The following is a 12868-nucleotide window of genomic DNA, read 5'->3' as shown; positions in this document are numbered from 1 at the left end:
CTAAGGCAGCCACATCGGCACGATCGACACCACGAGCAGCACGCCCAGCCCCACATTCAGGCAGCGCCACTGCCGCTCCGTACGCAACACGCGCGCGAACAGCAGCCCGGCGAAACACCACAGCGACAGCGACGCCATCGCGGCCAAGCTGCCGAACTTCGCGATCAACCTTCATCTGCCGCGCGGCCAGCGCACGCCAGCCGCGACGGAGCTGGCCCGCCACCTGCGCAACGGCTTCGCACGCTTGCGCGCAGCCGCATAGCGCCGGTTCACGCTACACGGTGCCCGGCTCCTGCGGCGACGGCGTCGTGCCCGCCGCCTCCAGCGCCTGATGCAGCGTCGCGAAGATGCACGACGCGCCGACGATCTCGGTGATCCGGTGACGATCCATGTCCGCGCGCAAGTAGCGGTTGACGCGCCCGAACAGCACGCCGATCCCGCGCGCGTGCAGCGTCTCGACCAGATCGGTCACGGTCCGCGCGGCCGAATAGTCGAGATCGGTGATCGCGCCCGCGTCGACGACGAACCAGCGCGGCGGCATCGGCGCCGCATCGACGAGTTCGGTCACCTCGGCAGCGAACAGATGGTCGTTCGCGAAGAACAGGCCGGAGCCGAACCGGTAGACGATCAGCCCCGGCGCCGTCAGCACGCCGGGCCGCGTCGGCACCGGCTGCCACCGTCCGTTGCCTTCGACCGGTTCGAGCACCATCGTGTGCGGCTGGTAGCTGTGGCGCACATGCCGCATCAGCGACAACGCGATGGCCAGCAGGATGCCGTGCTCGACGCCGACCGTCACGACGGCCGCTGCCGTCACCAGCGCAAGCGTGAATTCGCCGGGGCTTTCGCTGCGGATTGCCGCGAGGCTGCGCACGTTGATCAGCCCGAGCGCGATCGTAAACACGATGCCGGCCAGCACCGCATGCGGCAGATACTGCAGGGTCGTGCCGAGGAACAGCAGCACGACGACCACGACGACGGCGAACGCGAGATGCCCGATCTGGCTGCGCACGCCCGCGCCATCGGCCATCGCCGTCTGCGTCGGGCTGCCATTGACGACGAACGCGCCGCCGACCGCCGCGGCCGCATTCGCGGCCGCGAGGCCGAGGATGTCGGCGTTGGTGTCGACGTCCTCGCCGTACTGCTGCGCGAACACGCGCGCGGCGGCCGCGCTCTGCGCGATGATCATCACGAAGCACGACGTGGCGACCGGCACGAGATCGAGGAACTGCTGCCACGTGACGGACGGCCAGCGCAGCGGCGGCAGCCCGCCCGCGACGGGCCCGAGCACCGCGATGCCGTGCGCGGCGAAACCGAACGCATGGCTCGCGGCGATGCTGGCCGCGACCGCGATCATCGGCATCGGCACGCGCGGCAGGAACCGCTTGCACGTGAGAATCGCGACGACCACGAGTGCCGCGAGCGCGAAGGTCGGCCGGTTCGCGTGGACGAGATGCGTGACGACATAGGCGAGTTGCGCGAGGCTGCGCGACGCCGGGTACGGCACGGCCAAGCCGAGCATGTCGCCGAGCATCGCGATCGACACCTGCACGCCGACGCCGGCGAGAAAGCCGACCAGCACCGTGCGCGACAGGAAATCGGCGAGGAAACCAAGCTTGAAGATGCGCGCGAGCAGCAGCATCGCGGCGGTCAGCAGCGAGACCATGCCGGCCAGCGCCGCATAGTCGGCGCTGCCGGCCGGCGCCATCGACGCAAGCCGGCTCGCGAAGATCGTCGCGGTCGCGGAATCGGCGGCGACCACGAGATGGCGCGACGCGCCGAAGCACGCGAACGCGATGAGCGGCAGGAATACCGTGTAAAGGCCCGTGACGGCCGGCATGCCGGCGATGCGCGCGTAACCGAGCACCTGCGGGATGTCCATCGACGCGAGCGAAATGCCCGCGAATACGTCACGAATGGCCCCCGCTCGGCGGATCGGCAGGATGCCTTTCAGCAGACGCACGCCTGACGGAGGGTTTTCGCTGGAATCTTGCATGCGTGAAATGCGTGATGACGAAGTGACGGGGTGACGCGGTTCGCGAAGTCGTTCGCACATCGTGCCTCGGGCAGGCATCGCATGGCAAGTGCGCGAAGGGGGCGCGTGTCGCTCACCGTCGGCGGAGCGGCCGCACGCGTCGGCAAGCGACGCACCGGCAACGCATGCAGCGCCCGCATGATTGCATGGATCGCCGGTCCGGCGCTGTCACCCGCGAGGGCCCGCCGCAAAGGCTTCGAGCCGACTGCGGGCATGCGTACGACGCATCCGGTAACCGGTGCGCACACCGGCTTGCGGTGATGCGGATTCGCCCTTCACCATCACCCGATTACAGAGGATACCTGCGCAATGGTGAGGATGTTCGGGAGCCGTGCGGCGCGCGTTCGACGGATGCACCCGGAACCCGATGGCACAATCACGGTCCCTTTCATGTGCCCTTCACCGGGCACGCGCCGCATCGCGGCGCCGATTCAACGCACGAGAAGGCCCCTGTCTGCCCCTATGACCCTGAACGAATCCTGGTTTGCGCCGCTCGTCGGCATCCTCGTCCTGCTCGCCGCCGCCAGTGCGATCACCGCGGCCGTCCATTTCCTGCTGTTTCGCGTGGTCGCGCGGCTCGCGCGGCTGTCGGCCACGCGCGTCGACGACGCGCTGTTCGAGTTCGGCGCGTTCAGCTGGCTGAACCGCATCGTCCCGTTCGTCGTGATCAAGCTCGGCCTCGGCGCGGTGCCCGGCATTCCCGACACGGCCGCGCAAGTCGCCGACAAGGTGCTGTTCGCGCTGATCGTGTTCCTCGTGACGATGACGATCAGCGCAACGCTGTCCGCGCTCGAACACACGCATCGCACGCACCATCGCGACCAGCCGCGCCTGTCGCTGAAAGGCGCGATGCAGCTCGTCAAGCTCGTGATGTTCATCACGGCCGCGCTCGTCGTGATCGGCGATGCGACCGGCAAGCAGATCGGCCTGCTGCTGTCCGGCATCGGTGCGATGTCCGCGGTGCTGATGCTGATCTTCAAGGACACGCTGCTCGGCCTCGTCGCGGGCGTGCAACTGTCGTCGAACGACATGCTGCGGATCGGCGACTGGATCACGATGCCGTCGGCCGGCGCGGACGGCACGGTCATCGACATCACGCTGAACACCGTGAAGGTCGCGAACTTCGATCACACGATCATCACGGTGCCCACGTGGAAACTGATCACCGAGAGCTACCAGAACTGGCGCGGGATGACCGAAGCCGGCGGCCGCCGCATCAAGCGCGCGCTGTTCGTCGACGCGACGAGCGTGCGCTTTCTCGCGAACGACGAGATCGAACGGCTCGAACGCCTGACGCTGCTGAAGGACTATCTCGAGGACAAGGTCGACGCGATCGAGCAATGGAACGGCACGCTCGGCGCGGCCGGTGACTGCCCGGCGAACCGTCGCCAGCTGACGAACCTCGGCACGTTCCGCGCGTATGTCGCGAACTACCTGAAGGGCCATCCGCGAATTCGCCGCGACATGACGTGCATGGCGCGGCAGTTACCGCTCACAGCCGAAGGCATTCCGCTCGAACTGTACTGCTTCACCGATACGACGTCGTGGGTCGACTACGAAACCATCCAGGCCGACCTGTTCGACCACCTGATCGCGGTGCTGCCGGAGTTCGGGCTGCGCGTGTACCAGCACCCGTCGGGCTTCGACATGCGGCAGATGGCCGGCGCCGCACAAGCCGGGCTGCCGGCACCGCGCGCGGGTTGAACCATGCCACGGCGGCCGGCCACCGGCCGCCGCCTGCCTCCGGGCACAGCGGCACTCACCGCGCCGCGCACTCCGACGCGAGCCGCCCCAGCACCTTCAGCGCTTCCTCGATCTGCCGCGACCACGGATAGCTGTAGTTGAGCCGGATGAAATGCCGGTAATCGGTGCCCGTCGAGAACATGTGCCCGGGCCCGATTGTGATCCGCTGCGCGAGCGCGAGCGTGTAGAGCTTCATCGCATCGACCTGCGGCGGCAGCTCGACCCACAGCACATACCCGCCCTGCGGCTGCGACAGCCGCGTGCCCTCCGGAAAGAACCGCCGCACCATCGCGCTCATCAGGCTCGCCTGCTGCGCGTATTGCTTGCGCATGCGCCGCAGGTGGAAATCGTAGCCGTCATGTTTCAGGTACTCCGCGATCGCCAGTTGCTCGATAGCGGGCGTCGCAAGCGTGTTCAGGAATTTCAGCTTCTCGACCTGGTCGCGGTAGCGGCCGGGCATCGCCCAGCCGATCCGGTAGCGCGGCGACAGGCTTTTCGTGAACGACGCGCAATGCAACACGAGCCCGTCGCGGTCGTACGATTTCAGCGCGCTCGGCGTCGTGTCGCCGAAGTGCAGCTCGTGATAGACGTCGTTCTCGATCGCCGGCACGCCGTGCTTCGCCAGCAGCTCGACGAGCGCGCGCTTGCGCGCGTCGGGCATCTGGAAGCCGAGCGGGTTCTGGAAATTCGGCATCACCATGCACGCGGCGATGCGCTCGCGCTCGAGAATTCGTTCGAGCGCGTCGAGATCGATGCCATCGGCCGGATGCGTCGCGACTTCGAGCGCGCGCATGCCCATCCGCTCGATCGCGTGCAGCATCGCGTAGAACGTCGGCGACTCGACGGCGATCGTGTCGCCCGGCTTCGCGACGGCCTGCAGACACAGGTTGATCGCCTCGGTCGCGCCGATCGTCACCACGATCTCGCCCGGCTCGACCGCGATTCCGCGCTCCGCATAACGCCGCGCGATCTGGCGGATCAGCTCCTGGTTGCCCGGCGGCAGATCGTCGATCACGCCCCACCGCGTGCGGCGGCGCCCGATTGCCTGTGCATGGCGCGCGAGGCGCTGCACCGGGAACTGCGATGCATCGGGATACGGTGAGCCGAGCGGCACCGCATCGTCGCGCGCGATCGAGCGCAGCGTCGACAGCACGAGCCGGCTCACGTCCACCGCCGACGGCTCGGCGGCCGGCGCCGACATGTGCAGCTCGGCCTCGGCCGGCGCCGCCGCGCGCGCCCGCACGAAATAGCCCGACTGCGGCCGGCTTTCGATCAGGCCGCGGCTTTCCAGCACGAGGTACGCACGCAGTACCGTCGTGACGCTGAGCTGCTGCTGCCGGCTCGCCTGCCGCACCGACGGAATCCGTTCGCCGGGCCGGTACACGCCGCGCTCGATCTGCGCCTGGAGATCGTCGGCCAGTTGTTCGTAACGCTTCACGGGACTTCCTTTCAATTTCCCTTCACCAACACAGTTGCGATCCGCACTGCCTGAATGGCCGAAACTGTACTCTTTTTTGAAGTGAACAGGTGTACACACAGTCGCACGGCTGCCGCGCGTACTCTGCACGCATCGACCCCGACACCTGTTGCACCATGAAAAAGAAATCCGCCACCGCGCGCATCGAACCGTACACCCACCCGGCCGCCGGCTGGGGTGCGCTGAAAGCCGTCACGATCAACCTGATCAAGGAAAAGGTCGCCGGCGGCAACTACCGCACGCTGCTGCGCCAGAACCAGCCGGACGGCTTCGACTGCCCCGGCTGCGCGTGGCCCGACCGCCAGCACGCATCGACGTTCGAATTCTGCGAGAACGGCGTGAAGGCGGTGGCCGCCGAAGCGACGAGCAAGCGCGTGACGCCCGAATTCTTCGCCGCGCATACCGTCACCGAGCTGCTCGAACAGTCGGATTTCGAACTCGAACAGCACGGCCGGCTCACCGACCCGATGGTGTACGACGCGCAGACCGACCGCTACGTGCCGATCGCATGGGACGACGCGTTCGAGCTGATCGCGCGCCACCTGCGCGCACTGCCCGACCCGAACCAGGCCGCGTTCTACACGTCCGGCCGCGCGAGCAACGAAGCGGCGTTCCTGTACCAGTTGTTCGTGCGGTTGTACGGCACGAACAACTTCCCCGATTGCTCGAACATGTGCCACGAGGCGACGAGCCGCGGGCTGCCCATGTCGGTCGGCGTCGGCAAGGGCACCGTCACGCTCGACGATTTCGAGCACGCCGACACGCTGCTGATCTTCGGCCAGAACCCCGCGACCAACCATCCGCGAATGATGGGTGAACTGCGCGAATGCGCGAAGCGCGGCGCGACGATCGTGTCGATCAATCCGCTGAAGGAACGCGGCCTCGAGAGCTTCGCCGATCCGCAAAGCCCGCTCGAGATGCTGACGATGTCGGGCACTGCGATTGCGTCGACGTTCATCCAGCCGACGATCGGCGGCGATTTCGCGCTGATCAAGGGGATGGCGAAACGCGTGCTCGAACTCGACGACGCCGCGCGCGCCGCCGGTACGCCGCGTGTGCTCGACACCGCGTTCATCGGCGAGCACACGGCCGGCTTCGACGCGTTCGCCGACGACCTGCGCAACGAAAGCTGGTCCGCGCTGACGGCGGAAAGCGGCGTGCCGTACGAGCAGATCGACGGCCTTGCACAACGCTATGCGCGCAGCGAGCGCGTGATCGCGACGTGGGGCATGGGCATCACGCAGCACAAGCATTCGGTCGCGACCGTGCAGATGCTGACGAACCTGATGCTGATGCGCGGCAACATCGGCCGCCCCGGCGCGGGCCTGTGCCCGGTGCGCGGCCACTCGAACGTGCAGGGCAACCGCACGGTCGGCATCGAGGAAAAGCCGACGCAGGCGTTCCTCGACCGGCTCGGCCACGTGTTCGATTTCGAACCGCCGCGCCACCACGGCTACGACGTCGTCGAAACGATCGAGGGGATGCTCGAAGGCCACGTGAAGGTGCTGATCGGCCTCGGCGGCAACTTCGCGATGGCGACGCCCGACACGCCGCGCACGTGGGAAGGCATGCGCCGCTGCGACCTGTCGGTGCACATCACGACGAAGCTGAACCGCAGCCACCTGATCCACGGCCGCGACGCGCTGATCCTGCCGACGCTCGGCCGCACCGAGATCGACCTGCAGGACAACGTCGCGCAAGGCGTGACGGTCGAGGATTCGATGAGCATGGTCCACGTGTCGTACGGGATGAACAAGCCGGCGTCGCCGAACCTGATGTCGGAACCCGCGATCGTCGCGCACATGGGCCACGCGCTGTTCGGCAGCGGCAAGATCGACTGGCTCGCGTACAAGGACGATTACGCGAAGATCCGCGACGCGATCGAGGCAACGCTCGACGACTTCTACGATTACAACACGCGCATCGCGCGGCCGGGCGGCTTCCACCTGCGCGTCGCATCGCGCGACCGCGAATGGCTCACGCCGACGGCCAAGGCGAACTTCATCGCGCACGCGCTGCCGACCGACACGCCGATCCAGCGCGCCCGCGCGCTGCACGGCGAACGCCTGATGACGCTGATGACGACGCGCTCGCACGACCAGTACAACACGACCGTCTACGGGCTCGACGACCGCTATCGCGGCGTGTTCGGCCAGCGCCGCGTGGTGTTCGCCAACCGTGACGATCTCGCGATGCTCGGCCTGAAGGCCGGCGAATGGATCGACATGGAAACCGTGTGGCACGACGGCATCGAGCGGCGCGCGGACGGCTTCCTGCTCGTCGAGTACGACATCCCGCGCGGCTGCATCGGCGCGTACTACCCGGAAACCAACCCGCTCGTGCCGCTCGACAGCGTCGGCGACATGTGCAATACGCCGACGTCGAAGTCGGTGCCTGTGCTGCTGCATCGCGCGGCCGCACCGGCATCGATCGCCGCCTGACGGAGCCCGACGATGATCGTTCGTCCGCGCGAGCACTGGCTGCGGATGCTGCTCGTCTGGAACGGCTCGGTGCTGCCGACCATCCTGCCGCAGCTCGTGCTGACGCTCGCGATCAGCCTCGTCGCGGTGTGGGGCGGCGGCCGCGTGCTCGGCGAGAAGGTGCCGCTGAACCCGACGCCGTTCACGCTGATCGGCCTGACGCTGGCCATCTTCGCGGGGTTTCGCAACAACGCGAGCTACGACCGCTATCGCGAGGCGCGGCAATTGTGGGGCGGCGTGCTGACCGCCACGCGCACGCTGGTGTCGCAAGCGCTCTGCTACGGCGCGGTCGATCACGGCGACGATGCACGGCGCGCGTTCGTGCGGACGGTCGTCGCGTTCGTCTACGCGCTCAAGCATCAACTGCGCGGCACCGATCCGGCCGCGGACCTGCGCGCGCTGCTCGACCACAGCACCTACGCGCGCGTCGGCGCGTCGCGGTTCCGCCCGGTCGCGATCGTGCACGAGCTGCGCGAAGCGTTCGCCGCGCGCGCCGACGCCGGTCACCTCGCCGATACGCGGCTGTGGATGCTGGACGCGCGCCTCGACGAGCTCGTTTCGATGGTGAGCGGCTGCGAGCGCATCGCGTCGACGCCGATCCCGTTCTCGTACGACGTGCTGCTGCACCGGACCATCTATGCGTACTGCGTGCTGCTGCCGTTCGGCCTCGTCGACTCGATCGGCGCGGCGACGCCGTTCGTCACCGTGTTCGTCGCGTATACGCTGATCGCGCTCGACGCGATCGCGCATGCGATCGCCGAGCCATTCGGCGACGGGCCGAACCATCTCGCACTCGATGCGATCACGCGGCAGATCGAGCGCACGCTGCTCGAACTGAACCGCGAGCCGCTGCCGGCGGAAGTGACGCCCGGCCGGTCCTTTCGCCTCACCTGACGCACCGCCCGCGCCGCACCGCTCAGCCGTGGCGCCCGCGCAGGAAGCCGCCGTGCTCGGCGGCCGTATCCGCGATTCGCCGCAGCAGCACGATGCCGCGCAGCAACGCATGCGTATCGTCGCCGTCGCGAGCGGCCACGCGCCGCCGCAGCACGCGGGCCGCCACGTCGCAGGTCCGGTCGATCTGCGCGAATTCCGCGCGCTCGACCCGCCCGCGCACCACGGTCGCCGCACGGCGCACGGCCGGCTCGCGCGCCGCCAGTTCGGCAAGCGACAGCAGGCTGTCGCCGAATCCCCAGATCGCCAGCAAGTCTCGCATGTCGCGCTCGATCAGCGTCTGCGGCAGGCTGCCCGCGAAACCGAGCTCGAGCGCGAGACGGTCGGCCGTGCGGCTCAGCCACGTGCTCGCGGACCACGCGCGCGGATCGCGCGCAATGCCGGCCAGGTCACGGCGCACCGCGCGATGCAGGCGCCGCCGGCTGGTGCCCGGATCGCCGGGAAACACGAGCGCGAACACCAGCGCGCCGAATGCGATCCCGAGCAGCGTCGAGACTGCGGCATTCAGGAACGCGGCGTCGCCGATGCGCACCGTATTGTCCGGCGACGTGAAATTCCAGAAGAAGATCGAAAACGCGCTGCCCATCGCGGCCGTGCGCGGATGACGCATCGCGATGCCCGTGCCGATCAGGAACACGCCGAGGATGTAGGCGAGCATCTCGAAGCCCGACACCGCTGGCAGCAGGATGAAATTGCAGACGACGCCCGCGACGGCCGCGCACGCCGAGCCCTTCAGGAAGCCGACGGCCGCCCGCACCGAGTTCGGGCGGGTCGAGAACAATGCGCCGACCACGGCCGTGATCGCGACGAAACCGGCGCCCGACGGCCACGCGGTAACGATCCAGAGCGCCGACGCGGCCAGCACCGCGACGAACGCGCGGATGCCGTTGTGCCACGCGAGCACCGGATCGCGGTGGAACGCATAGCGCACGCGCGTCGGCGGCGGCTCCGGCCGGTCGAGCAGCGCCTGGCTCGCGAGCGCGTGGTCGAAGCCCGCGAGCAGCGCCGCCAGCCGGTCGAGCATCAGCAGGCGCGACGTGTCGGGGCCGGCCGGCCCGGCGACCTCGACGCGCAGCGCGTCGTCCACGCGCGCGCGCAACGCCGCCATCTCGCGCCCCGGGTCGCCTGACGCGCCCGATGCGCGCGATGCAGTGACGCCGTCGAGCACGCGTGCGGCATCGTCCACCAGCGGGTCCGGCGCATCGCCGCCGCGCGCGGCATGTTCGCGAATCGCCTGCCCCGCGGCCTGCGCGGTCAGCACACCCAGCGCCGCGGCACGCAAATGGCCGATCGCGTTGCGCACCGGCGGCGCGCCGGCGGCCGCGTATTCGGCCGCCGTATCGAGTTCGAGTGCGTCCGCGAACAGCCGGTGTACCGCCGCGCCGTTCGGCTCGCGGCGCAACGCACCCGCGCCGACGGCAACCGCGCGATCGAGATAGCGCGCGAGCCGCGTGCGCACGTCCGTCAGCGGCGCGCCCGGCGCGAAGATCGTTTCGAACGCCGCGCCGCACAGGATGCCGACCACCACGTACAGGAACCGCGCGATCGCGATATCGAACGCGTGCAGCGGCGCGGACGCCGCGTCCATTGCGATGATCGCGGCCGTATAGCCCGCGAGCACCGCCGCATATGCGCGGAAATTCCGCTGGAACGTCGCGACGCCCGCGCACAGGCCGATCCATGCGGCAAGCGCCGCCAGGAACAGCTCGGGCGTCTGCGCGAACGCGCCGGTCAGCGCAAGCGCGACGGCCGCGCCGATCGCGGTGCCGAGAATCCGGTACTGGCTTTTCGACAGCCCCATCCCGCGGCTGCCCTGCGCAACGATCCATACGGTCGACGCGGCCCATTTCGGATCGTCGAGATTCATCCGGAACGCAATGTAGAGCGCGAGCAACGACGCGGCTGTATTGCGCAGCGCGAACGCGACGGCGCCGGGCGGCAGCGCCGGGTGCGCATCGCGCAGCGCGGCCCGGGCGGCCGCGAGCGGCGGCAGGCTGGGGAAAGCGAATTTCATCCGGCGAGCATACGGTCGCGCGCCGGCTGCCGCTACGGGGCGTCGACGGGATGCGTTATTGCACCGCGCAGGATAATCGGCGCGACACGAAGCGATCCGGCGCGCGACGGTAAGATGCCCGCTGACCGAACACTGAAACGAGCCGTATGGACTTCGAGAGCATCCGGATATTCTTGCGCGTGGTGGAACGCGGCAACTTCACCGCCGCCGCCACGCAACTCGACATGCCGCTGAGCCGCGTGAGCCGCAAGGTCAGGCAGCTCGAGGACGAGCTCGGCGTCCAGCTGCTGTACCGCACCACGCGCCGCGTGTCCGTCACCGAAGCCGGGCGCGACTACTACGAGCGTTGCCTGCGTGCCGAGGACATCCTGCTCGATGCGGACCGCCAGGCCCGCGCGCTGCGCACGGAGCCCGAAGGGACGCTGCGCGTGCTGGTGCCCTACTCGATCGGCCTGTTCGAGCTGGAGCCGGCGCTCGCCGAGTTTCGTCGGCGTTACCCGTTGGTCCAGCTCGTGCTGATCTACGACAACAGCGCGCTGGACCTCGTCGAACACGGCTTCGACGTCGCGCTGCGCGCGGGCGTGCTGAACGATTCCGGTTATGTCGCACGCTCGCTCGGCTGGTCGCACGCGAAGCTCGCGGCCAGCCCGCTCTACCTCGACCGCGCCGGCCGGCCGCAGACGCCGCAGGATCTCGTCGAACACGACATCCTGTTCGTCGGCCGCGACATGCCCGGCCTGACGCTGCGGCTCACCAACGCGGCCGGCGACGTGGCCGACGTGCCGGTGCGGCCCGTGCTGATCTCGAACGAATCGGTCACGGTGCTGCGCCAGGCCGCGAGCGGCGGCGGCATCGCGCTGATCTCCACGCACTACACCGCGCGGCGGCTCGCGAAGAACGAACTCGAAATCGTGCTGCCCGACTGGCACCGCACCGACGACGTCGAGCTGCACGTGCTCTACCCGCGGCGCGCGACGCTCGACAGCAAGGTGCGCGCGTTCGTCGAGTTCCTGACGGAAGTCTTCACCGCGTGGCGGACCGCGCCGTAATCAGTAATCGGCAATCGGCACGTCGCATCCGGATTATTGCGGCATACGAAAGGATTTAATGAGCGCGCCGAGCGTTGATCGTCGTTCGCCGCATCGTTAGCCTGTGCCAATGAAAAACGACCACACCCGCTACGGCAGCCACGTGCCCGCTGCCCGCCGACGCGTCACGCGCGTCGCGCCTCCCTGACCGTGCCGCTGACGTCGATCATCCTGTCCGGCCTGCCGCCGGAAAAGATCCCGGCCGCAGCCGGCCTGTCGAATTTCGGCCGCACGTTCTGCGGCGCGGTCGGCACGTCGCTGATCAGCAATGCGTGGAACGACCGCACGATCCTGCATCACGTGCGGCTCACCGAACAGGCGAGCGTCACCAACCCGATCTTCGCGCAGCAGGTCGACACGACGCGCTCGCTGCTGCACTTGAGCCCCGATTCGGCACTCGCGTTGTTCAACGCATCGGTCGATTCGCAGGCGGCCGTGATGGGGCTGAACGACATCTTCCATGTGTCGGCGATCATCTTCATCGCGATCATTCCGCTCATCTGGATCACGAAACCGTCGCGCTCGGGCGGCGGCGATGCCGATGCGGCGGCGGCCGGCGCGCATTGATTCGCGGCGGCCGGGCCACGCTCCGCGCACCGGGCCCGCGCCGCAACGCGCAGACGTAATAAAGACTTGCAATCGATACAGGCGGAAACGTCAACAGCCGGTGCCCGCTCCGCGTTTTTTCATCAAGCGCCCACGATCCGGGCGCGCAACGACAGGAGAAAACACCATGCGAGCCCTTACCCGCCATCTCGCGATCGCCGCCACCCTGATGTCGGTGCTGACCGGCACCGCGTTCGCCGACACGCCGTGGCAGCAGGCGCATCCGCGCCGCGAAGAGGTCAACCAGCGTCTCGCGAACCAGAATCGCCGCATCCATCACGAAGTGAAGGAAGGCGAGATGTCGCACGCACAGGCCGCGCGCCTGCACCGTGACGACCACAAGATCCGCCAGGAAGAGCGGGACATGGCTGCGCAGGATCACAGCCACATCACCAAGAGCGAACAGCGCGTGCTGAACCAGCAGGAAAATGCGGTCAGCAACAAGATCGGCCAGTAAGCGACCACAACAAGCGCCCA

At 68.4% G+C, this 12868-nt stretch carries 9 protein-coding genes and 1 pseudogene; 6 read left to right on the top strand and 4 right to left on the bottom strand.

Annotated features, from left to right (window positions below; all coding sequences use genetic code 11):
- Together OEJ37_RS20875 and OEJ37_RS20870 are read right to left on the bottom strand one after the other, a co-directional pair.
- Window positions 1-168: a hypothetical protein gene (locus OEJ37_RS20875; RefSeq protein ID WP_411859274.1), complete on the bottom strand. Its 168-nt coding sequence runs from the start codon at window positions 166-168 to the stop codon at window positions 1-3.
- 106 nt (window positions 169-274) lie between these two features.
- Entirely contained in the window at window positions 275-1993 is a 1719-nt protein-coding gene (locus tag OEJ37_RS20870) for a SulP family inorganic anion transporter (protein ID WP_263345304.1), read from the bottom strand.
- A gap of 501 nt (window positions 1994-2494) precedes the next feature.
- Between OEJ37_RS20870 and OEJ37_RS20865 the strand changes: the two genes are divergently transcribed.
- Entirely contained in the window at window positions 2495-3736 is a 1242-nt protein-coding gene (locus tag OEJ37_RS20865) for a mechanosensitive ion channel family protein (protein WP_263345303.1), read from the top strand.
- 55 nt (window positions 3737-3791) lie between these two features.
- Here the strand turns inward: OEJ37_RS20865 and OEJ37_RS20860 are convergent, their stop codons facing one another.
- Complete coding sequence (locus tag OEJ37_RS20860) at window positions 3792-5213, bottom strand: PLP-dependent aminotransferase family protein (RefSeq protein WP_175918123.1); 1422 nt, start codon at window positions 5211-5213, stop codon at window positions 3792-3794.
- 155 nt (window positions 5214-5368) lie between these two features.
- Between OEJ37_RS20860 and OEJ37_RS20855 the strand changes: the two genes are divergently transcribed.
- On the top strand, window positions 5369-7693 hold the full coding sequence (locus OEJ37_RS20855) for an FdhF/YdeP family oxidoreductase (protein WP_263345302.1): 2325 nt from the start codon (window positions 5369-5371) through the stop codon (window positions 7691-7693).
- A 12-nt stretch (window positions 7694-7705) separates the two neighbouring features.
- Window positions 7706-8626 carry a bestrophin family protein gene (locus OEJ37_RS20850; RefSeq protein WP_263345301.1) on the top strand — a complete coding sequence of 307 codons (921 nt, stop codon included), beginning with the start codon at window positions 7706-7708 and terminating at the stop codon, window positions 8624-8626.
- A gap of 22 nt (window positions 8627-8648) precedes the next feature.
- On the opposite strand, the gene OEJ37_RS20845 is transcribed toward OEJ37_RS20850, so the two are convergent.
- Window positions 8649-10697 (bottom strand): FUSC family protein, encoded by a 2049-nt coding sequence (locus OEJ37_RS20845; protein ID WP_263345300.1) that lies wholly within the window; start codon window positions 10695-10697, stop codon window positions 8649-8651.
- A gap of 146 nt (window positions 10698-10843) precedes the next feature.
- On the opposite strand from OEJ37_RS20845, the gene OEJ37_RS20840 reads away from it, so the two are divergent.
- From OEJ37_RS20840 to OEJ37_RS20830, 3 genes and pseudogenes are all read left to right on the top strand, one after another.
- Entirely contained in the window at window positions 10844-11746 is a 903-nt protein-coding gene (locus OEJ37_RS20840) for a LysR family transcriptional regulator (protein ID WP_174416892.1), read from the top strand.
- Window positions 11747-11923: 177 nt separating this feature from the next.
- Window positions 11924-12352 (top strand): annotated as a pseudogene (locus OEJ37_RS20835) (EmrB/QacA family drug resistance transporter); the annotation flags it as partial.
- 166 nt (window positions 12353-12518) lie between these two features.
- Window positions 12519-12848 carry a hypothetical protein gene (locus OEJ37_RS20830; RefSeq protein WP_175946962.1) on the top strand — a complete coding sequence of 110 codons (330 nt, stop codon included), beginning with the start codon at window positions 12519-12521 and terminating at the stop codon, window positions 12846-12848.
- The last annotated feature ends 20 nt before the right edge of the window (window positions 12849-12868 follow it).

The sequence above is a fragment of the Burkholderia sp. BKH01 genome, from assembly GCF_025685725.1.
GTDB classification, from domain to species: Bacteria; Pseudomonadota; Gammaproteobacteria; order Burkholderiales; family Burkholderiaceae; genus Burkholderia; species Burkholderia pyrrocinia_C.
This window is presented reverse-complemented; position numbering and strand designations above follow the sequence as displayed.

What these genes read in the sequence shown, in the direction of transcription:
- OEJ37_RS20840 (WP_174416892.1), top strand. Translation starts at nt 10,844, where the DNA reads ATGGACTTCGAGAGCATCCGGATATTCTTGCGCGTGGTGGAACGCGGC.
- OEJ37_RS20865 (WP_263345303.1), top strand. Translation starts at nt 2,495, where the DNA reads ATGACCCTGAACGAATCCTGGTTTGCGCCGCTCGTCGGCATCCTCGTC.
- OEJ37_RS20870 (WP_263345304.1), bottom strand. Translation starts at nt 1,993, where the DNA reads ATGCAAGATTCCAGCGAAAACCCTCCGTCAGGCGTGCGTCTGCTGAAA.
- OEJ37_RS20855 (WP_263345302.1), top strand. Translation starts at nt 5,369, where the DNA reads ATGAAAAAGAAATCCGCCACCGCGCGCATCGAACCGTACACCCACCCG.
- OEJ37_RS20850 (WP_263345301.1), top strand. Translation starts at nt 7,706, where the DNA reads ATGATCGTTCGTCCGCGCGAGCACTGGCTGCGGATGCTGCTCGTCTGG.
- OEJ37_RS20845 (WP_263345300.1), bottom strand. Translation starts at nt 10,697, where the DNA reads ATGAAATTCGCTTTCCCCAGCCTGCCGCCGCTCGCGGCCGCCCGGGCC.
- OEJ37_RS20830 (WP_175946962.1), top strand. Translation starts at nt 12,519, where the DNA reads ATGCGAGCCCTTACCCGCCATCTCGCGATCGCCGCCACCCTGATGTCG.